Genomic DNA, 20,293 nt, shown 5'->3' with positions numbered 1-20,293 from the left:
ATCTATGAGATCAATCAATATTGTCTTTGTCCTTTTGCTTGCCACAGCTGGTTTCTCCGGCTGTGACAAGTTCCTGGAAGTAAAGCCAAAGGGGATCGTGATTCCGGAGAAACTGAGCGATTACCAGCTGATGCTGAATTCCAGGCCAATGACCCTTACTTTCCCGGCTGCATTGTTGTATTGTACCGACGATTATTATGAGGAATTTGATGACCTGAGCACTGTACCTGCAGCCAATGCTTATTACTGGCGTCCTGGTATTGACCAGAATGAAAAAGAAAGTCCGGCTGCGTGGGGCGATCTGTATAACACGATTTACAATACCAATGTGATCATCAATAATGCGATGGCTACCACAGATGGCACACCAGCCGCCCGTGCTTCCACACTGGCTGAAGCGCTGGTGATCCGCGCAGATTGTTACTTCATGTTGCTAACGCTGTTTGCAAAAGCCTATAATCCGGCAACGGCTGCCAACGACCCGGGTTTACCGCTGGTAAGAAGCACGAATGTAACTGATAAAACACCGCCACGGTCTTCCGTACAAACAACATTGGACACTATCATCACCAATGTTACGGATGCCATAGCATCGCTGCCGCTCACAAACCTCAACAAGTACCGGCCTACCAAATATGCTGCGTATAGTTTGTTGTCCAGGATCTATCTCTACATGCAGGATTATGACAACACGAAGAAGTATACCGACCTGGCATTAACCGCGCCGCATAGCATGATCAACTACAATGACTACGAAGACCCTTACTCATTTCCGCCTACGGACCTGAGCCCGGAAGTACTCTGGCAACGTGGCTCTCCGGATTATACCATCCCTTCTATGATGGGCATGCAACATGCGCTGAGTAATTTATACGAAGCCGGTGATCTCCGTAAATTGTTGCTCACCTATGCGCTTGACGACTTTCCGGATGACTATTATTTTTCCGGTTCAAACGGCTATGCCAATTTCGGCACTACGTTCCAGGAAATGTACCTGACAAAAGCAGAAGTACTGGCACGTGCCAATCAAACCGAAGCCGCTATGAACGTGATAAATGAGTTGCGGAAATACCGGTTCAAACCAGATGCCTATACACCCATAACTGCCACCGGCAAAGAAGATGCGTTGAAGAAAGTGCTGGAGGAACGCAGAAGGGAACTGGCCTTCCGCGGGCAACGCTGGATGGACATGAAGCGCCTCGACCGCGAAGGACGCATGCCATTGGTAGAGCGCAGGGTGAACAGCACCGGCGCCTTAAAAGGTACGCTGGAACCAGGCAGCAAAAAGTATGTTTTCCAGATCCCTGCCCGCGTACAGCAATTTAATCCAGACATGCAATTAAATGACCGTTAAACATCTTATATGAAAAATATTATTCTTGCACTGATACCCTGCACACTGCTGTTTACAACCGCTGCTGCGCAGAAACAGACTACTACTCTTTCCGGGAAATTGAGTGGCAGCGACATCACTACGCCGCTTCATCTGAAAAACATGACCGGCGCCGATCTGCTGATCCCCGTAAATGGAGACGGCACCTTTGATACCAAAGTAACCTTACCTGCAAAGGGATTTTATTCCCTGACCGGCGTAGGACAGGTGTACCTGGAGCCGGGCTACCAGCTTCAGATTGCGCTGGGGCCGGATAGTACTTACCGTTTCAGCGGCAAAGGCAGCTTTGAAAACAATGCCACTGCAGACGCACGAAAAGCATTGTCTCAATATGTAGCCACTGATCCGGAGCAGATGCTTGGACAGGAAGCTTTATATACCCCTGTTCCGGTATTTATCGGTAAGATGGAGGCTTTTGTAAAAGATGGGCAGCACTCGTTTGACCAATCGCCCAGCGCATTTTTCCGGGAGATGGCCGGTAAGGACCTGGCGTACTATGGCAAATATGTGCTGGCCCACTACAGCCTGTATTATGGAACAGACCTGGAGAAGCAGGCGGCTTTTTATAAACTGATGGAAACCGGCGACAGGAAAGATACCGCCTTCCAGCGGCGCATGCAGGAAGCCGGCCGCGCTATGCGGGTGAAAAGGCTAGACAGCACAGAACGTGCGCAGCTGGATAAACTAACGGTGAGCGACTGGGATAAAAATGACGCTGCGTTGTTTCAACAATCCGCCTGGTACAGGCAGGTGCTGGATCAGTACCTGTCTACCATCCAGTACTCAAAGTACAGGCATTTGTTTGAAGCATCGATAGAAGATAATAATATACGGACCATGATGGGACTGTATATTTCAAAAGGGGAAATCAAAGACTCTTTTATGCTGCAATACTACACGTATACCGGTACCCGGAATGCCCTGAAAATGCTGAAGGATAAACCGGTGCGCGATAGTTTGTATAAAAGTTATATCGCCGGTACAAAGCACCCCGCTTACCTGAAAGAAATCCGGGAAATTTACAGCAACGCCAATACTTACAGTGATAACACCCCTGCGCCTGATTTTTCTTATGAAGATGTGAGCGGCAAAAAAGTTTCCCTGAAAGATTTACGCGGGAAATATGTTTATATAGATGTATGGGCTACCTGGTGCGGTCCCTGCAAAATGGAGATCCCGCATCTGTCGAAGATAGAAGCGCTGTATGAACACAAAAAGATCCGGTTTGTGAGCCTGTCGGTAGACAAAACCGCGGACAAACAGAAGTGGAAGGATTTTGTGCAGAAAGGAAACCTGAAAGGCATACAGTTATTGGCAGATAAAGATTTTCAATCCGATTTTGTTCAGAAATTCAATATCAATGCTATTCCGCGGTTTATTCTGATTGGGCCCGATGGTAAAATTGTGAGTGCAGATGCGCTGCGGCCTTCTAATCCTGAGCTGAAAGCGCTGTTGGATAAATTACTGACCGAAGGGTAAAAACAGGCCAGGCAAAAAATGCGGCAGGAGATCATACCCATGATCTCCTGCTGCATTTTTGCTAAAAGCTAAATGCGTATCTTCATTAGCCTTTTTTAACGCAATAAAACTTTCATTCTATGGCACAGAAAAAGATATTATTACTGACAGGAGATTACGCAGAGGATTATGAAACAATGGTTCCGTTCCAGATGCTGCAGATGATTGGTCATGATGTACATGCGGTTTGTCCGGATAAAGCGGCGGGCGATAAGATCAAAACGGCCATCCATGATTTTGAAGGCGACCAGACTTACAGTGAAAAACCGGGTCATGGGTTTGTGTTGAATGCCACTTTTAACGATGTAGCCGGTGCTGATTATGATGCGCTGGTAATAGCCGGCGGCCGTGCCCCGGAATACCTGCGGCTGAACAAAAATGTACTGGAGCTGGTCAGGCACTTTTTCCTGGAAGATAAACCGGTAGCAGCTGTTTGTCATGGTATCCAGATCCTGACGGCTGCCGATGTGGTACGTGGAAAGAAACTGACGGCTTACCCGGCAGTAGCGCCCGAAGTAACCGCTTCCGGCGGCACTTATGTATCTGTAAATGTTTATGAAGCCGTGGTAGATGGCAAGCTGGTAACTGCACCCGCATGGCCGGCTCATCCGCAGTGGATCGCAGCGTTTCTGCAGGTACTGGGAACCAGTATCACCCTGTAATTCACAGGCATGTATAAATAATTGATTACCAGTGAAAGAAAGAAAGTTTAAATAATCTTTCCACGGATTTTCAAATTAAACGGCCATTGCTTACCTTTGCAGCCAAATTCAGGAGGCTATCCCTGCATTGGTCATTGATAATTCGTAATTCGTAATTGATTTTTATATATGTCCGGACAGCTTAAAGAAGTTCGTAACCGAATCAAATCTATTCAATCTGGTCAGCAGATCACCAAAGCCATGAAAATGGTAAGTGCTGCTAAATTAAGACGTGCACAGGATGCCATCATGCTGATGCGTCCGTATGCCGTAAAGCTCCAGGAAATGTTGCAGAATATTGTTTCCAACAGCGAAGGCAATATCGACACACCACTGGCAGCACAGCGTCAGGTTGAAAAAGTACTGATTGTGGTCATTACTTCCGACAGGGGTTTGTGCGGCGCCTTCAACTCCAACCTGATCAAAACAGCTAAACGCGTGATCCGCGAAAAGTATGCTGAACAGTTTGAACAAGGCCAGGTAGAAATCTTGCCTATTGGTAAAAAAGGATATGATCACTTTGTACAGAACGGTTACAAAGTAAATGATAAGTTCTGGCAGCTTTTTGGCAGTCTTACCTTTGATCATGTGAAAGAAGCGGCTGCAGTAGCCCTGCAGGGTTTTACCGATGGTACTTACGATGCCGTTGAAATCGTTTACAGCGAATTCAAAAATGCTGCTACGCAGATCTTTGTAGCAGAGCAGTTCCTGCCAATCGCAAAAGTAGAAAATAAGGAAAAGAGTGGTCTGAAAGCAGACTTCATCTTTGAACCTGAAAAAGATACCCTGATTGCTGAACTGATGCCTAAGATCCTGAACACCCAGTTCTTCAAAGCCATCCTGGATTCCCACGCTTCTGAGCATGGCGCCCGTATGACGGCAATGGATAAGGCTACAGAAAACGCCAGCGAATTGCTCCGTTCCCTGAAGATCTCTTACAACCGTGCCCGTCAGGCTGCTATTACCACTGAGCTGACAGAAATCGTGAGCGGTGCGGCTGCATTGGCGAACTAAGGGTTTATTAACACTAAGTCAACAACTGAATTAATATTTTCAGATTAGGGTCAAAGACTGTATTTTCGGTCTTTGACCTTTTTTGTAAATCCACATCTCCTGTTAACGTATGGAAATATCACAGATCATCCCGCACGTGGAAGCATTAATTTTCGCCGCCGACCGGCCGTTACCTTTGCTGGAAATAGTGGATCTGCTTAATAATGCACTGGCTTTTCTGGAAGACCGTACCAACCTGGATCAGGTGGAAGCCGCTATGGAAGCCATCCGGGAGAAGTACAGCTCTGAATTTTATGCTTTTGAAGTACGTAGCAGCGGGGGAGGCTACCAGTTCCTCACCAAAAAAGAATATTACCAGACAGTGGCCCAGCTCAACGGGGATAAATTCCTGAAGCGCCTGTCCACCGCCGCCCTGGAAACCCTGGCCATCATCGCCTACCGGCAGCCCATTTCCAAAGGCGAAATTGAATATATCCGCGGCGTGAGCACCGATTATTCTATCCAGAAACTCCTGGAAAAAGAGTTGATCGTGATTACCGGCCGTAGTGAGGACCAGCCCGGCAAACCGCTGCTGTACGCCGTTTCCCGTTCCTTTATGGATTATTTCGGCATCAGCTCCGTAGCCGATCTGCCAAAACTCAAAGAATTATTTGATGAGGAAATGGTGCAACCTACCCTCATCACCGACGATACAGCCACCCTCGGCCGGGGAGAACATAACACCCATACCGCCGAAGCTGAAACCGCTCATTCCCTGATGGTGTCAGAAGATGGCGAACTCCTGGACCCCGACCATCAGCTGGATCACCTGGCTGCAACCACCCCGGACGCTGAAGAAGAACCACCCGCCTCTGAAGATGAAGAAGTAGAACCCGATGATGAAATTGTTCGTTTTGATGATATTATTGAAGAAGTGAACGAAGAACTCGGCGGCGGAGAAGAAAGTGAAAACGACACCAGCACCGCAGAAGAGGATGAGGAGGAAGAGGACGAAGATCCTTACGCAGTAAAAGATACCGCTTCCCGCATCCCCGGCGAAGAAAACGAAGATCCCGATGGTATCGTGGAAGATGTCATCTCCGGAGAAGAAGAAAAAGAAGAAGATACAGAAGAAGATGAGGACGATGGTGATAAAGACCCGGATGATATGATGGAAGATGCCATTTTAGGAGAAAAGTTGCTGGTAGTTAGCGGGCCTGGTGTGGAAGATGAGGATGAGGAAGAAGAGGACGATGAAGAAGATGATGACGACGATGATTATGATGACGACGAAGAAGAAGACGAAGAAGATGAAGAAGATGAAAATGACGACAATTCCGGAAAAAAATAAAGAAACAGCGGCTCATCGAAGCCGCTGTTTTATTTAAAAGAACTCAAAGTAATCAGTATAACCAGGTTTATCCCGGGTAAAACAACCTCCGCTACAATCCGGCAATCACCTGGGCAAAGAGCCCGCTCAGCAATTTATCCGCCTTACCGGCTACCGCAATAATTTCTTCAATAGAAACCGCGTGCAGGTTATCAGGATCGCATTCATCCGTTACTACCGATACGGCTGCACAAGGCAGTTGCAGCTGATTAGCCACAATTACTTCCGGCACGGTACTCATGCCCACCAGGTCGGCGCCTATCATGCGGAGGAAGCGGTATTCCGCCCTAGTTTCCAGGTTGGGGCCCATAACGGATACGTATACACCCTTTTTTAATGAAGTACCCAGTGAAGCGGCAGCCATCTCTAATTTAGCGCCCAGCTCCGGGTTATACGGGCAGCTCATATCCGGGAAGCGCGGGCCGTATGCCGGCGAGTTGAGGCCGCGCAGCGGGTTTTCCGGCTGCATATTAATATGATCATCCAGTAAAATCAGGTCGCCTTTCTTAAAACCAGGATTCATGCCACCGGCGGCATTGCTAAGCAGCAGCTGCTGAATGCCCAGCGCTTTCATTACCCTTACCGGGAAAGTGATTTGCTGCATCGTGTAGCCTTCATAGTAATGAAAGCGGCCCTGCATGGCTATCACCGGCGTATTGCCGATATGCCCGAGGATCAGGTGGCCTTTATGTGATTCTACGGTAGATTCCGGGAAATGAGGAATTTGCTGGTAGGGAATGGAATGGGCTATTTTGATATGATTTACCAGTTCCCCGAGACCCGTGCCCAATACTACGCCCACACGCGGCTGTTCGAAGGAAAAGGATTGCAGATAGGTAGTAGCCGCAGCTATTTGTTGCAGTAACAGGTCCATACGTTTGTTGAATTTGCTGCAAATTAATTCCCTTTGCGCGCAATCACATAAAACAGGGGTGGAAAATATCTTTTAATCCATAGCAGGATCTTTTCTTCCCGGGCGATCAGCACTATTTTTTTTCGTTTATGCATGGCCTTTAGGATCTGCCGTGCGCAGCGGTCTACGGGTATGCCATTCGCCTGGCCGGGGTCCATTTTTCCGTAAGGCTCGCCGTTGCCGGTGATGGCAGAATAGGTAATGGGCGTGTGTATGCGGCCCGGGCAAACAATGGTGGTATATAACCGGGGAATGGGTTGTTCGGTTTGCAGGGTTTCAAAATACCCTTGCAGCGCGTGTTTGGCGGCATTATACCCGGAGCGCCAGGGATAGCCCATGAGGCCGGCCATGCTGCTGATCACAATGACCTGGCCGCTGCCCTGTTCTTTAAAATGAGGCAACAGGGCTTTGGTAAGCATTACCGCGCCAAAGAAATTCACTTCCATCAGCTGGCGGATGGCTGCTACGGAAGTATCTATCAGTTTGGACCGTTGGGTAACGCCGGCATTATTCACCAGCACATCTATCTTTCCGAAAAACTGAAGCGCGCGTTGGGCGCCTTCATTTACCTGGGTTTCATTGGTTACGTCCATCAGCAATATTTCGCAATGGGGCGTATGCAGCAGGCATTGGTTGCGTACTGCTTCCAGGGCGGGCTGGTTCCGTGCTGCGAGGATCAGCCGGGCTTTTTCTTTTGCCAGCAAAAGCGCCAGCTCCTGGCCTATCCCTGAGCTGGCGCCTGTAATTAATATTACTTTATCCGTAAAGTGCATTCAACGGGTGTATTTACTACTTTAAAGGTACCACTTTGATGTTTTTCCATCTTACCTTGATACCGCCACCGGAATGGATCTGCAGAGCTATCTGGCCATTGGCCGCGCCAATCTTATCATCTTTCAGGGTAATCATTTCATGACCATTGAGCCAGGTGGTTACATTGTCGCCCTGCACCTTTACTTTCATGGTATTCCATTCGCCCATTTTCAGGAACTTTTCTTTCTCTTTGTCGGGCTGAATGAGCCATCCACGGCCGTACGATTCGTAGATACCGCCGGTATGCATATCAGGCGGCGCTACTTCTGCCTGCCAGCCGGTGATTTTGGTGCCTTCCAGTGAGGAGTGGAAAAATACGCCGCTGTTGCCATTGGCTTCCTGTTTGAATTGTACGGTCAGCTCAAAATCCTTGTATTGGCCGTCGGTAGCCAGGTAGCCATATTCTTTATCCGGACCGCTTTCGCAGATCAGCTCCCCGTTTTCCACGTACCATTTCTCTGTACCATGTATTTTCCAGCCATCGAGATTTTTACCGTTGAACAGAGATTGTGCCTTCTGCGCGTATGCGCCGGAACCCAATAACAGGGCGGTTCCCAGTAAACAATTGAAAAAGGTTTTTTTCATAACACTGCTAAGATTTAGTGATTTTCAGGTGAATGAAGATCAGTCATTGATCTATAAAAAAAAGTCCCCCGGTAAAACCGGAGGACTCCAATATAAGGTCAAATTCCTGAATTATTAAATCAGAAAACTATCTTGCTATATTCACTGCTCTTTTTTCACGAATTACAGTTACTTTAATCTGGCCGGGATACTGCATTTCTGTTTGTATCTTATTGGCGATTTCGAAAGATAAGCGGTCTGCATCTCCATCGGAAACTTTATCACTTTCTACGATGATACGCAATTCCCTACCAGCCTGGATAGCATAGGCTTTTTCCACACCATCGTGGGCGAGCGCCAGGTTTTCCAGGTCCTTGATACGTTGCAGGTAGCTCTGCATGATTTCGCGGCGTGCGCCTGGGCGGGCGCCACTGATCGCATCACATGCCTGAACGATGGGGGAAATTACATATTGCATTTCCATTTCATCGTGGTGGGCGCCGATGGCGTTTACCACTGCGGCGTGTTCGCCATATTTTTCAGCGAGCTTGGCGCCGAGAAGGGCGTGGCTCAGTTCAGTTTCTTCATCAGGTACTTTACCGATATCGTGCAGTAAGCCGGCACGTTTGGCCAGTTTAGGGTTCAGGCCCAGTTCAGCTGCCATTACCGCGCAAAGGTTAGCGGTTTCTTTGGAGTGCATGAGCAGGTTCTGACCGTAGGAAGAGCGGAAACGCATCTTACCTACCAGGCGTACCAGTTCTTTATGCAGGCCGTGGATACCCAGTTCTATTACGGTTCTTTCACCGATATCCATTACCTGTTCTTCCAGTTGTTTCTTGGTTTTTTCCACCACTTCCTCGATACGTGCAGGGTGGATACGTCCGTCCTGAACAAGGCGTTGCAGGGATAAACGGGCAATTTCACGACGTAACGGGTCGAAGGAAGATAATACGATGGCTTCAGGGGTATCGTCTACAATCAGGTCCACACCGGTAGCCGCTTCAATAGCGCGGATGTTACGACCTTCACGGCCAATGATCTGGCCTTTGATTTCATCGCTTTCCAGGGTAAATACGGTGATGGTATTTTCAATGGTTTGCTCTGCAGCAGTACGTTGAATAGACTGGATAATGATTTTCTTTGCTTCCTTGTTCGCTTTTAATTTAGCGTCTTCAATAATTTCCTGGATATGAGAGAGGGCCTGTGAGCGGGCTTCTTCTTTTAAACTCTCTACCAGCTGGTGTTTCGCTTCATCTGCTGTTAAGCCGGCCACTTTTTCGAGGCGGCGGATATGCTCTTCCTGGTGTTTTTCCAGTTCGGTGCGTTTGATGGTTACCAGTTCCATCTGACGGTTCAGGGTTTCCTTGATCGCGTCATTTTCATTTAACTGCTTCTGGATTTGCTCGTTTTTCTGGTTTAATGCCTGTTCCTTCTGTTTGATGCGGTTTTCCGATTCTCCCAGTTTTTGATTGCGCTGCAATACGTCTTTTTCGTATTCGCTTTTTAGTTGCAGGTATTTTTCTTTGGCTTCCAGCAGTCTGTCTTTCTTGAGATTTTCCGCACTGATCTGTGCATCTGCAATGATTTTTTTAGCCTGTAGTTCAGCTTCGTCTATCTTATGCTGCGTATTTTTGGCAAAAATCACCTTACCTAGCACAATCCCAATGATCAATGCCACTACTGCAGCTATTGTCGTGATAAGTGTAACATCCATATGAATTATTTATACTTGATTTATGTAGTATCCTCATACCCATATCGCTGCTAAAACACGACAGGGGCGAGAACTGACCCGCGAAAATACAAAAAAATAGCAGTTAAAGCGTCTTTGATACGTGATAATTAGCCAATTAGCTAATTCATTGTTAAGCAATGGGTAACGTGATCAACCCAATGCCTGGTTGATAATTTCTTCCAGCTTTTCCAGCTTCTCCTGCAAAAAAGGCGCAGTGCTAGCCTGGGCTTTACCGCCGCTGGTAACAGGATGTGTGGCGTACATGATAAGGGCCATAGCAATATAGTCCTGCAGGTCTTTTCCTGCATAGGAAGTTTTAAAATCGACGATCTTCTCATTCACTTCTTTCATAATACGACGTACTTCCGCTTCTTCTTCCGGTTTGATCTTGATCCGGTAAGAGCGGTCGGCTACGATAATATTAACAGGAATGAGTTGCTCCATGATGTATGATTTTAGTTCAGCTGTTCAGCAAAGCGATACAACGGTCAATTTCTTTAATGTAATCATTGATCTTGCCGCGGATCTCTTTTTTAAACGCTTCGTCTTCTGCTGCTATGGTGGTGCCGCCCTGGGCGGTGGATGCAATTTTCATCAGTTGCAGTCTTTCCTCCAGTCCCTGTACCGCCTGTTGCTGCTGTTGCAGCTCCCGTTGCTGTATGCTCACTTCTTCTTTCAGCAATGCATTCTCAGCCTGCACCTGCTGGAGCTTTTTTACCAGCAGGTGCAATTTCTCTTCTACACGTTGAATGTATTGCTCCAGAACCATTTCATTTACTTATTTTCTTATCTCCGCCTGTAACTGCGTTTCAAACGTTTTGATAAGTTTGTCCATTACACTGTCAATTTCTTTATCTGTCAATGTTTTCTGAGCGTCCAGGAAGGTAAAGCTCACGGCGTAAGACTTCTTATTAGCGCCCAGTTTTTCACTCTCAAATACATCGAACAGATTTACCTGTTGTAACAGGCCGGATTTCACGCTGCGTGCTGCTGTTTCCACGGCGGCAAACTTAACCTGTTTGTCCAGCACCAGTGCCAGATCCCTTCTAACTGCCTGGAATTTCGGTATTTCCTTGTAAAAGTTATCACTTTTTTGCAAGAGTCCCAGTATTTTATCCCAGTTGAAGCTGGCAAACCATACCGCCTGGCGGATATCAAACTGCTTCAGTTTAGCTGTGGGTACGCCTCCCAGTGTGGCCACCACCTGGTTTTTCACCTTAATATCCCAGGATGGCTGGAGGCCCGGTTCGGTGCTTTCCGCCCAGGTGAACTGCTTGTAACCCAGTTGCTGCAGGATATTGATCACAAAACCCTTCAGGAAGTAAAAGTCAACCGGGCTGGATTTGTGCATCCAGGTTTCCGGCGTTTTTTTACCGGTAAGATATAATACCAGGTGATTGTTTTCGCCATAGCCCTTTTCCAGTACCTGGTAGGTTTTACCAAATTCGAAGAACAGGAGGTCTTCGTTTTTGCGGTTCAGGTTATGGGCAATGCTTTCCAGGCCGGTTTCCAGCATGGATGGGCGCATGATGTCCAGTTCCACGGTAAGACTGTTCATCATTTTCACCGCATGTTCCAGCACTTCCGGCGTATAGTATTTACTGTTAGTGATAGAATTGGTGAATATTTCGTTGAACCCGTTGCCGGCGAGATAATCCGCAATTTTCTCTTTCACCCTTTCCCCGTCCGGTTGGGAGGAGAGAGCGGGTGAGATCGCTATTTTGGAAGGTATTTCTATGTTATCGAGGCCGTCTATGCGCATTACTTCCTCCACCAGGTCGGCCGGCAGGCTGATATCCGGTTTGCTGAAGGGCACGGCTACACGCAGTCCTTCGGCGGTTTCGGACAGGATGTCGAAGCCCAGGCTGCGCAGGATGTTTTTGATCTTATCGTCGGGGTAGTTGCCGCCGCTGAGTTTACGGATATAGCTATACGTAGTTTCCACCTGTGTTTTTACTTTTACAGATGGGTATACGTCGATGATCTCAGATGCTGCTTTCCCACCGCTGAGTGTACAGATGAGGTCTGCCGCCCGTTGCAGGGCGAATACCACGTTGGAGATATCTACTCCTTTTTCAAAACGGGTGGCTGCATCGGTACGTAAACCATGACGGAAGGAGGTGGTACGGATGCCACCGGCGCTGAAAAAGGCGCTTTCGAGGAAAATGTTGTGGGTGGTATCGGTAACGCCGGAGTGCAATCCGCCGAAAACGCCTGCTATGCACATGCCTTCGCCGGCGCCGTTGCAGATCATGAGGTCGGTCGCATCCAGTTTTCTTTCTTTCTCATCCAAAGTAACAAAAGGAGTGCCCTGCGGGAGGTTTTTCACCACGATGGCATTGCCTTTTACCGCTGCAGCATCAAAAGCGTGCAGGGGTTGACCGGTTTCATGCAGGATGAAATTGGTGATATCCACAATGTTATTAATGGGACGAACGCCAATGGCGGTGAGCCTGGCTTTCAGCCATTCGGGGGATGGCGCCACCTGTACGCCGGTAATGGAAATACCGCTGTACCGGGGGCATGCATCTGTATTTTCGATGGTAACGCTGATGGCTAAAGGAGTATCTGCTTTGGGCAGGGCCTTTATTTCAGGCAGCTGTACCTGGTATTTATGCGTATGTTCCAGGTTATTGAGGAAGGCGCAAACATCTTTGGCCACGCCGATATGGCTCATGGCGTCCATGCGGTTGGGTGTAAGGCCAATTTCAAAGATGAAGTCCTGTGCGGGTTTAAATACTTCGCTGGCGGGAGTGCCCGGCTGCAGGGACGCGTCCAGTACGAGGATGCCGTCGTGACTGCTGCCCAGCCCGATCTCATCTTCTGCACAAATCATTCCCTGGCTTTCTTCTCCACGGATCTTTGCTTTTTTCATGGTCAGCGGTTCGCCACCCAGCGGGTAAATGGTGGTACCAACAGGGGCCACTACTACTTTTTGTCCTGCTGCCACGTTGGGAGCGCCGCAAACGATGTGCAGGGGCTCGCCGTTGCCGGTGTTAACGGTGGTGAGTGTCAGCTTATCTGCATTGGGGTGTTTTTCTGCCGTCAGTACTTCTCCGATCACTAATCCAGCCAGACTTCCCTTTACTGCTTCAAATTTCTCCAGGCTTTCTACCTCCAGGCCTATTCTGGTTAAAATGGTAGATAGTTCCTCCGGTGTAGGCTTCACCGGTAAATAATCACATAGCCAGTTGTATGAAATCGTCATTTATCTGCTCGGTTTATATAAGTGGCGTAAAGTTAACAACTAGAATTGATTTTCGGGCTTTGCGGCTTATCCACTTTGATTCTTTGAAATTAAAAAAGCCTCAAAACCGCCACAGTGCTGTATTTTTGCAGGATGTGGAAAATCTTTTTACACAATGTGTGTGAATAATCGGACCTTTGCATGGGAATTTCCTGCGTTTTAGTGGATAACCATAGTAGTGTCAGTGGATAACTGACATTTTGCTTGTGGATAACCTGTGTATGAGGCTTAATAAATTTAATAACTAAGGAGGGGGGATTAATCGGAAAAATGCCTTTACCTTAGTTTGTACGGCTTGAAAAAGTTTACAATTTCTTAACGTAGCTATGACCCCTATAGAATGCGGGAAAATGCAGATATCGATTGTAAAAACAACAGGAAAGGCCCATTGACAGTAACCTTTTTTTAACTTTTTTTAATACACTAACCATAAATGGATCTCAATCTTAAGAAGGACCGCAATGTGCGCAGAAAACCGTCCATTGATGTGTCATCCTTGGTGTATGGCAAGATACCACCACAGGCTAAAGAATTGGAAGAAGCTGTTTTGGGAGCCGTAATGCTGGAAAAAGGTGCATTTGACACCGTTATCGAGATATTGAAAGGGGAGTGTTTTTATGTAGAAGCTCACCAGATTATTTTTAGTGCGATGACCCGCCTGGCGGGTAAGTCGATGCCGGTGGATATCCTCACCGTAACAGAAGAGCTGAAATCAATGGGCTCACTGGAACAGATCGGCGGACCATTCACCGTTATGAAGCTCACCAACATGGTGGTGTCTTCCGCGAATATCGAAGCACATGCCCGTATCATCCTCCAGAAATTTATCCAACGGGAACTGATCCGCATCTCAGGGGAAATCCTTACAGAGTCGTATGAAGACACTGCGGATGTGTTTGACCTGCTGGACAGCGCCGAATCAAAGTTATTTGAAGTAACCAATAACCACCTCCGTAAAAACTACGATTCCATCGACCGTGTACTGGTAAACACCATGAAACGTATCGAGGACCTGCGGAATAAAGGAGATGATATCACCGGGGTACCTTCCGGGTTCCCTTCACTGGATAAAGTAACCTATGGCTGGCAGTCCACGGATCTGATCATCATAGCTGCCCGTCCTTCTGTGGGTAAAACCGCCTTTGCGCTGAACCTCGCGCGAAATGCGGCCCTTCACCCCCGCTTCCCGAAAGGCGCAGCGGTATTCTCTTTGGAAATGTCGTCCGGCCAGATTGTACAACGTATCCTCTCGGCCGAGTCAGAAATAAAGCTGGAAAAGATTTCCCGCGGTAAGCTGGAAGAATATGAAATGAAGAAGCTGATGACCCACGGTATTGAACGCCTGGCAAAAGCACCCATCTTCATTGATGATACCCCGGCCCTCAACATCTTTGAACTGCGCGCCAAATGCCGCAGGCTGGTACACAACCACGGCGTAGGCGTTATCATTATCGACTACCTCCAGCTCATGAGCGGCAGCAGTGATGGTAAAGGCTCCAACCGTGAACAGGAAATCAGTAAAATTTCCCGCGACCTGAAAGGACTGGCAAAAGAACTACAGGTACCGGTGATCGCCCTCTCGCAGTTGAGCCGTGATGTGGAAAAACGTAAAGACGGTAACAAAATGCCGCAGCTGAGTGATCTCCGTGAATCAGGAGCCATTGAGCAGGATGCGGACATGGTAATGTTCCTGTACCGTCCTGAATATTATGAAATCAACACCAATGAAATGGGCGAATCCAATAAAGGTGAAACCCACGTTCGTATAGCCAAGCACCGTAATGGTCAGCTGGATACCATCAAACTGAGAGCCGTACTGGAATATCAGCGTTTTGAAGATGATGGCAGCCTGGAAAACCCCGGTGGCGGCGGCAATCCCTACGCAGGCATGAACCGTAACCAACAAGGTGGCGGTGGCAACGATGAAGCGAAACTGTATATACAGAAGGGATCCAAGATGAACGACATGAACTTCGATGAAGGATTTGAAGATGCACCATTTTAGCGCATAAAAAGATATTGCTAAAAGCCGGCATCGAAATGATCGCCGGCTTTTTTTATGGGTTTTGTAAGACAAACCCGTGGAACACCAATAACAGAACAATCGATGAAACAGCTGTATTTAAAGTACAAAGGGCATTACAAAGACAATTTCAGTTTAGCCTACCCCGTAGTTATTTCCCAACTGGGACACACGTTAGTAGCATTATCAGATAGTATTATCATTGGTCATACCGGGAAAGTGCCGCTGGCGGCAGTATCCCTGGGGAATGGCTTGTTTTCCGTATTTATGGTAGCCGGTATCGGTATGTCGTACGGACTAACCCCGTTGATTGCACAGGAAAACGGCCGTGGCAACAAAGGCGCCATCGGGCATTTGCTGAGCCATAGCCTGATCATTAATATGGTGGTAGGCGTGTTGCTGTCGGCTGTTATCTATTTCGGCAGTGGCTATTTATCTTTCCTGCACCAGGAAGGCGATGTAGCAGACCAGGCCCGCCCCTTCCTGCGTTTCCTGGGCTTCTCCTTTATTCCGCTGATGCTGTTCCTTTCCTTCAAACAGTTTGCGGAAGGGCTGGGGTTCACCCGTCAGGCTATGAACATCAGCATCATCGGGAACGTGCTGAATATCCTGATCGGGATTACATTGGTGTACGGCCTGTTCGGGTTGCCCCGGATGGGTGTGATCGGCGTGGGGATAGCCACTTTTACCGACCGTCTTATCATGGGGATTACGATGGCATTTTATGTGCTACGCGCACCCCGTTTTAAACCATACCTGCAATCATTTGGGTTTAAAAACCTGAAGGCAGCGGCCATTAAAAAGATCCTGGGCATCGGTACGCCGGTGGCCCTGCAATACCTGTTTGAAGTAAGCGCTTTCAGCGGCGCTGCTATAATGGTGGGCTGGATGGGCGCTGCAGAACTGGCGGCTCACCAGATAGCGCTGAGTCTTGCTGCCATGACCTACATGATGGCCAGCGGTATTTCCGCGGCAGCAGGTATTAAAAGCGGTAATAATTTCGGGAAGAAAGACTTTGGCGCGCTGCGCTTATCCGCTATCGCCAGCTATCATATGGTATTGCTGCTGATGGGCGCCGCCGCGCTGTTGTTCACACTGGGCAATCACCTGTTGCCGTCATTTTATATCCAGGACCCGCAGGTGATCCAGATCGCTTCGCGCCTGTTGATCATTGCGGCCTTCTTCCAGTTGTTCGACGGCATGCAGGTGGTGGGACTTGGTATTCTGCGTGGCCTCGGCGATGTGCGTATTCCTACCGTGATTACATTGCTGGCTTATTGGGTGCTGGGCATTCCTTTGGGTTACCTGTTGGGGATCAAATTGGATTACGGTGTGGAAGGCGTATGGTGGGCGCTGTTGCTGGGCTTACTGGTGGCTTCTGTGCTGCTGTTTGTGCGGTTCCAGATAAAAACAAAAAAACTACGGATATCATCTGCCGGATAAAATCCGTAAACTATCTTCGCACATCAGGATAATTAAAAAAGATATGTCAGTTTTTTACGCGCCGGAAATACAGCAGGATGCCACCATGTATACGATGAATGAGGATACTTCCAAATATTGTATCCAGGTGCTTCGTTATGAAAAGGGCGATGAGGTATTGCTGGCAGATGGCCGCGGGCATAAAATCACCGCAGTAATCACCGACGATAACCGCAAGAAATGTGTAGTAAAGATCCTTTCGTCTGAAACGATGCCGGCTCCGGCGCGGGCATTGCGGATAGCCATCTCTTTTACAAAAAATGCCTCGCGTATAGAATGGTTCCTGGAAAAGGCCACGGAGATTGGTATTCAAACCATTATTCCGCTGGTAAGCCAGCGTACCGAGAAGGAAAAATTTAAGCCGGAAAGGTTGCAGAATATCCTGGTATCGGCGATGCTGCAATCGCAGCAGTTTTATTTACCGGAATTGCAGGAGCCACAGGCTTTTGATAAGCTGGTGAAGAATAATAAAGATCCGCAGCGGCTGATCGCGCATTGTTTGCCGGAGCAGAAAACCCCGTTGCAGCAGGTGATGCAGCCCGCAAAGGATACCCTTATACTGATTGGCCCGGAAGGCGATTTTACACCGGAAGAAATAAAGCTGGCGCTGGATGAAGGTTATGTACCGGTATCATTGGGAGATACGCGCCTGCGTACAGAAACGGCGGGCATGGTAGCGGTAACGCTCATGAATGCATGCTGATAAGTGTTTATAAAAAGAAAGGGGGAAGATGAATAACATCTTCCCCCTTTCTTTTTATAATTATTACTGTGGGCGTAAGCCAGCACAGATCTTTTTCGCAATCTTCGGCCCTTCATAAATGAACCCGGTATACACCTGTACCAGCGACGCGCCGGCATCCAGTTTTTCCTGTGCATCTTCTGCGGTGAAAATGCCGCCTACAGCGATAATGGGAATACTGCCCTGGCTGTGGGTGTGGATATAACGGATCACTTCTGTTGCTTTCTTTTTTACAGGCAAACCGCTGAGTCCACCGGCGCCGATATCATTTACTTCCGCGGCAGGCGTTTTTAATCCCGCCCGGCTGATAGTGGTATTGGTGGCTACGATGCCGGCCAGTTTTGTTTCCTTTACTATTTCAATGATATCATCCAGTTGCTCGGTAGTGAGGTCCGGTGCTATTTTAAGTAAGATGGGCTTAGGTTTCACTTTCTGCGCATTCAGCACCTGGAGGTGATGCAGCAGTTGTTTCAGCGGCTCTTTCTCCTGTAAGGCCCGGAGGTTGGGCGTGTTGGGGGAGCTTACATTTACCACGAAATAATCTACTACATCATACAGCGCGTGAAAACACTTTTCGTAGTCGCTCACCGCTTCCTCATTCGGGGTCAGTTTATTTTTCCCGATGTTCCCGCCTACTATAATATTGGATTTTTTGCGTTGCAGTCTTTTTGCCGCGGCAACGGCGCCTTCGTTGTTAAAGCCCATACGGTTGATGAGGGCTTTATCTTCCGGCAGGCGGAATAGCCGTGGTTGCTCATTACCCGGCTGGGGCAGTGGCGTTACAGTACCTATCTCCACAAAACCAAAACCGAGGCAGGCCAGTTCATCAATGTACTTTGCGTCTTTGTCGAAACCAGCTGCGAGCCCTACAGGATTGGAAAAGGTGAGTCCGAATATTTCACGTTCCAGGCCCGGGGTTTTTACCCCACAGAAGGCATTCATGATATTCTTGCCAAGTGGCAGCGAGTAAATTGTTTTCATACCACGCATTACGCTGTGGTGAATACTTTCCGGCGGATAGCGGAAAAGGAAGTTTTTGATCAGGTTGTACATTGCGGGAACAAAGATAAGCATTACCCGATTGGGAGCAAGAAGGGGGGCGAATTTTGTATGGTTTGGGGTAAGACAAAATTCGCGTAAGTGAAAATCCTTCCTATATTTGCCCTTCATCATGCTGGAGCTCCAAACATTTGAAGCATTATTTAAGGAAAACCATGCTCATTGCCTGGCCTTTGCCACTCACTACACCGGGGATGCCCATGTAGCGGAGGAAATAGTACAACAGGTATTCCTGCGGTTGTGGGAAAAAAGGGATACGATCACTATTACAGGCCCGGTGAAAGCATATTTGTTTTCCGCTATCCGTAATACCGCCATCAGCCAGTGGCGCAAGGATATTGTGCGCTCGGAAAAGGAGAACGGTTACGGGAAGGTAACAGAAACAACGGTGGGTGCGGGGGAAGAAGTGAAGGAGCTGGAGCGGTTGTACCGGCAGGCACTGGAAAGGTTGCCGGAGCGCTGCCGGGAGGTATTTATCCTCAGCCGCCAGCAGCATATGAAATATGCAGAAATAGCGGAAGCAATGAATATTTCCGTAAAAACGGTGGAAAACCAGATGGGCAAGGCCCTGAAGATCCTCCACCAGGAGTTGAAGGAATACCTGCCATTGCTGACAGGATTCCTGTTCTAAAAATATTTCCGGTCGCATAGGGGCATCTGTATTTCCCGTGCGTCTTATTAATATAATACCGCCCGCAAGGCGGCGACTGTAAAAACTTACAACAACTAATGACACCATCTTTTCCTAACGAGGCACTGCCCGATGAGGCGCTGTATACCTTGCTCTGCAAGTATCTGCTCAATGAAGCGGATGAGGAAGAGCGTGCGTGGGTGGAAGCATGGAAGGAAACAGATCCCGGTAATATGGCCCTGCTGGTGTCGCTGGGAAAAGTATTGGATACCGCTGCGGCTAATGAAAAAACAGTGGCGGCAGATACTGGTTCTGCCTGGGCGCAGCTCCAGGAAAAAATGGACGACAAGCCGGCACTAATTGCCGTCAGGTCCAAACCCCGCTTCACCTGGCTGAAAATTGCCGCTGTACTGGTGGTAGCATTGGGCGCAGGATTGTGGTTCCTCACCCGCAATCATCCGGACCAGGTATATGCCGGCCCGGTAAGTGCGGAACTGAGCGATGGAAGCAAAATACAGTTGTCGGCCGGCGCAAGGATGGAAGTAGCCAGGGGCTTTAATGACCGCAACCGGAAAGTAACACTCACCGGTATGGCCAGTTTTGATGTAAACGGCAGCGCGGAAAACCCGTTTGTGATTATACTCGGCCGCAACGAAGTAAAGGTGCTGGGTACCCGGTTTATGATCAACTATGAGCCCGGCGCCGCCACGCTGAAAGTACACGTCAGCAGCGGCAAGGTAATGGTGATCAATCATGATAAAAAAGACAGCGTGATCCTCACCGATGGCATGTTGTTACAGCATGATAACGACAGGCCCGCTTTCCGTATCGCTTCTCACGTAACAGATATGGGTAAAAGGTCGTTGTCGTTCCAGGATACGCCACTTGAAGAAGTATTGCATACGATCACAGAAGTATATGATATCAAAATAGAAGTGATGGATACCGACCTGCTGAAACTGCCGGTACGGGCCAGCTTCACAGATGAGTCAACAGAAGAAGTGATGAAATCACTGGCACTTATGCTGAACGCATCATATGAAAAAGTAAACGACCGTCAATACAAATTAAAATAAGTTTTAGCCGTCA

Annotated in this window: 18 protein-coding genes; 10 read left to right on the top strand and 8 right to left on the bottom strand. The window is 48.2% G+C overall.

Annotation, left to right across the window (positions count from 1 at the left end; genetic code table 11):
• Positions 1–4: 4 nt before the first annotated feature.
• The 5 genes from B5Z18_RS11945 to scpB all read left to right on the top strand — a co-directional run bounded on the left by B5Z18_RS11945 (position 5) and on the right by scpB (position 5,956).
• Positions 5–1,354 (top strand): RagB/SusD family nutrient uptake outer membrane protein, encoded by a 1,350-nt coding sequence (locus B5Z18_RS11945; RefSeq protein ID WP_079469565.1) that lies wholly within the window; start codon positions 5–7, stop codon positions 1,352–1,354.
• 9 nt (positions 1,355–1,363) lie between these two features.
• Positions 1,364–2,872 (top strand): TlpA family protein disulfide reductase, encoded by a 1,509-nt coding sequence (locus B5Z18_RS32695; RefSeq protein WP_200817229.1) that lies wholly within the window; start codon positions 1,364–1,366, stop codon positions 2,870–2,872.
• A gap of 119 nt (positions 2,873–2,991) precedes the next feature.
• Entirely contained in the window at positions 2,992–3,573 is a 582-nt protein-coding gene (locus B5Z18_RS11935; RefSeq protein ID WP_079469564.1) for a DJ-1/PfpI family protein, read from the top strand.
• Between the two features lie 168 nt (positions 3,574–3,741).
• Entirely contained in the window at positions 3,742–4,626 is an 885-nt protein-coding gene (gene atpG, locus B5Z18_RS11930; RefSeq protein ID WP_079469563.1) for an ATP synthase F1 subunit gamma, read from the top strand.
• 109 nt (positions 4,627–4,735) lie between these two features.
• A complete protein-coding gene (gene scpB, locus B5Z18_RS11925; RefSeq protein ID WP_079469562.1) occupies positions 4,736–5,956 on the top strand; it encodes an SMC-Scp complex subunit ScpB in 1,221 nt (406 codons plus the stop codon).
• Positions 5,957–6,047: 91 nt separating this feature from the next.
• Here scpB and B5Z18_RS11920 read toward each other — a convergent pair whose 3' ends face one another.
• The 7 genes from B5Z18_RS11920 to pheT form a co-directional block, all read right to left on the bottom strand.
• Positions 6,048–6,869, bottom strand: a complete 822-nt coding sequence (locus tag B5Z18_RS11920; RefSeq protein ID WP_079469561.1) for a purine-nucleoside phosphorylase — start codon at positions 6,867–6,869, stop codon at positions 6,048–6,050.
• A 23-nt stretch (positions 6,870–6,892) separates the two neighbouring features.
• The gene (locus B5Z18_RS11915) at positions 6,893–7,681 is read right to left on the bottom strand and encodes an SDR family oxidoreductase (protein ID WP_079469560.1); all 789 of its coding nucleotides are present in this window, start codon (positions 7,679–7,681) and stop codon (positions 6,893–6,895) included.
• Positions 7,682–7,697: 16 nt separating this feature from the next.
• Positions 7,698–8,306 carry a 3-keto-disaccharide hydrolase gene (locus B5Z18_RS11910; RefSeq protein ID WP_079469559.1) on the bottom strand — a complete coding sequence of 203 codons (609 nt, stop codon included), beginning with the start codon at positions 8,304–8,306 and terminating at the stop codon, positions 7,698–7,700.
• A 127-nt stretch (positions 8,307–8,433) separates the two neighbouring features.
• Positions 8,434–9,999 carry a ribonuclease Y gene (gene rny, locus B5Z18_RS11905; RefSeq protein WP_079469558.1) on the bottom strand — a complete coding sequence of 522 codons (1,566 nt, stop codon included), beginning with the start codon at positions 9,997–9,999 and terminating at the stop codon, positions 8,434–8,436.
• Positions 10,000–10,170: 171 nt separating this feature from the next.
• Complete coding sequence (locus B5Z18_RS11900) at positions 10,171–10,464, bottom strand: cell division protein ZapA (protein WP_079469557.1); 294 nt, start codon at positions 10,462–10,464, stop codon at positions 10,171–10,173.
• A 16-nt stretch (positions 10,465–10,480) separates the two neighbouring features.
• Entirely contained in the window at positions 10,481–10,789 is a 309-nt protein-coding gene (locus B5Z18_RS11895; protein ID WP_079469556.1) for a hypothetical protein, read from the bottom strand.
• A 9-nt stretch (positions 10,790–10,798) separates the two neighbouring features.
• The gene (pheT, locus tag B5Z18_RS11890; protein ID WP_079469555.1) at positions 10,799–13,228 is read right to left on the bottom strand and encodes a phenylalanine--tRNA ligase subunit beta; all 2,430 of its coding nucleotides are present in this window, start codon (positions 13,226–13,228) and stop codon (positions 10,799–10,801) included.
• 526 nt (positions 13,229–13,754) lie between these two features.
• Here pheT and dnaB point away from each other — a divergent pair.
• The 3 genes from dnaB to B5Z18_RS11875 all read left to right on the top strand — a co-directional run bounded on the left by dnaB (position 13,755) and on the right by B5Z18_RS11875 (position 17,475).
• The gene (gene dnaB, locus B5Z18_RS11885) at positions 13,755–15,272 is read left to right on the top strand and encodes a replicative DNA helicase (protein ID WP_235015911.1); all 1,518 of its coding nucleotides are present in this window, start codon (positions 13,755–13,757) and stop codon (positions 15,270–15,272) included.
• A 102-nt stretch (positions 15,273–15,374) separates the two neighbouring features.
• Positions 15,375–16,733, top strand: a complete 1,359-nt coding sequence (locus B5Z18_RS11880; protein ID WP_079469553.1) for an MATE family efflux transporter — start codon at positions 15,375–15,377, stop codon at positions 16,731–16,733.
• Positions 16,734–16,776: 43 nt separating this feature from the next.
• Positions 16,777–17,475, top strand: a complete 699-nt coding sequence (locus B5Z18_RS11875; RefSeq protein ID WP_079469552.1) for a 16S rRNA (uracil(1498)-N(3))-methyltransferase — start codon at positions 16,777–16,779, stop codon at positions 17,473–17,475.
• A 63-nt stretch (positions 17,476–17,538) separates the two neighbouring features.
• Here B5Z18_RS11875 and B5Z18_RS11870 read toward each other — a convergent pair whose 3' ends face one another.
• Positions 17,539–18,567 (bottom strand): quinone-dependent dihydroorotate dehydrogenase, encoded by a 1,029-nt coding sequence (locus tag B5Z18_RS11870; RefSeq protein ID WP_079470061.1) that lies wholly within the window; start codon positions 18,565–18,567, stop codon positions 17,539–17,541.
• Between the two features lie 118 nt (positions 18,568–18,685).
• Here B5Z18_RS11870 and B5Z18_RS11865 point away from each other — a divergent pair, with 118 nt between their 5' ends.
• Together B5Z18_RS11865 and B5Z18_RS11860 are read left to right on the top strand one after the other, a co-directional pair.
• Positions 18,686–19,204, top strand: coding sequence for an RNA polymerase sigma-70 factor (locus B5Z18_RS11865; RefSeq protein WP_079469551.1), 519 nt, complete (start codon positions 18,686–18,688; stop codon positions 19,202–19,204).
• Positions 19,205–19,302: 98 nt separating this feature from the next.
• Positions 19,303–20,280: a FecR domain-containing protein gene (locus B5Z18_RS11860; RefSeq protein WP_079469550.1), complete on the top strand. Its 978-nt coding sequence runs from the start codon at positions 19,303–19,305 to the stop codon at positions 20,278–20,280.
• Positions 20,281–20,293: the final 13 nt, after the last annotated feature.

Origin of the sequence: Chitinophaga ginsengisegetis, from assembly GCF_900168065.1 — a bacterium.
Lineage (GTDB): Bacteria > Bacteroidota > Bacteroidia > Chitinophagales > Chitinophagaceae > Chitinophaga > Chitinophaga ginsengisegetis.
The sequence above is the reverse complement of the archived record's forward strand: the minus strand, read 5'-3'. Positions and strand labels throughout refer to the sequence as shown.

Bases quoted from the DNA above. Each gene is read 5' to 3' on its own strand.
- B5Z18_RS11945 (WP_079469565.1), top strand. From the start codon at position 5: ATGAGATCAATCAATATTGTCTTTGTCCTTTTGCTTGCCACAGCTGGT.
- B5Z18_RS32695 (WP_200817229.1), top strand. From the start codon at position 1,364: ATGAAAAATATTATTCTTGCACTGATACCCTGCACACTGCTGTTTACA.
- B5Z18_RS11935 (WP_079469564.1), top strand. From the start codon at position 2,992: ATGGCACAGAAAAAGATATTATTACTGACAGGAGATTACGCAGAGGAT.
- atpG (WP_079469563.1), top strand. From the start codon at position 3,742: ATGTCCGGACAGCTTAAAGAAGTTCGTAACCGAATCAAATCTATTCAA.
- scpB (WP_079469562.1), top strand. From the start codon at position 4,736: ATGGAAATATCACAGATCATCCCGCACGTGGAAGCATTAATTTTCGCC.
- B5Z18_RS11920 (WP_079469561.1), bottom strand. From the start codon at position 6,869: ATGGACCTGTTACTGCAACAAATAGCTGCGGCTACTACCTATCTGCAA.
- B5Z18_RS11915 (WP_079469560.1), bottom strand. From the start codon at position 7,681: ATGCACTTTACGGATAAAGTAATATTAATTACAGGCGCCAGCTCAGGG.
- B5Z18_RS11910 (WP_079469559.1), bottom strand. From the start codon at position 8,306: ATGAAAAAAACCTTTTTCAATTGTTTACTGGGAACCGCCCTGTTATTG.
- rny (WP_079469558.1), bottom strand. From the start codon at position 9,999: ATGGATGTTACACTTATCACGACAATAGCTGCAGTAGTGGCATTGATC.
- B5Z18_RS11900 (WP_079469557.1), bottom strand. From the start codon at position 10,464: ATGGAGCAACTCATTCCTGTTAATATTATCGTAGCCGACCGCTCTTAC.
- B5Z18_RS11895 (WP_079469556.1), bottom strand. From the start codon at position 10,789: ATGGTTCTGGAGCAATACATTCAACGTGTAGAAGAGAAATTGCACCTG.
- pheT (WP_079469555.1), bottom strand. From the start codon at position 13,228: ATGACGATTTCATACAACTGGCTATGTGATTATTTACCGGTGAAGCCT.
- B5Z18_RS11880 (WP_079469553.1), top strand. From the start codon at position 15,375: ATGAAACAGCTGTATTTAAAGTACAAAGGGCATTACAAAGACAATTTC.
- B5Z18_RS11875 (WP_079469552.1), top strand. From the start codon at position 16,777: ATGTCAGTTTTTTACGCGCCGGAAATACAGCAGGATGCCACCATGTAT.
- B5Z18_RS11870 (WP_079470061.1), bottom strand. From the start codon at position 18,567: ATGTACAACCTGATCAAAAACTTCCTTTTCCGCTATCCGCCGGAAAGT.
- B5Z18_RS11865 (WP_079469551.1), top strand. From the start codon at position 18,686: ATGCTGGAGCTCCAAACATTTGAAGCATTATTTAAGGAAAACCATGCT.
- B5Z18_RS11860 (WP_079469550.1), top strand. From the start codon at position 19,303: ATGACACCATCTTTTCCTAACGAGGCACTGCCCGATGAGGCGCTGTAT.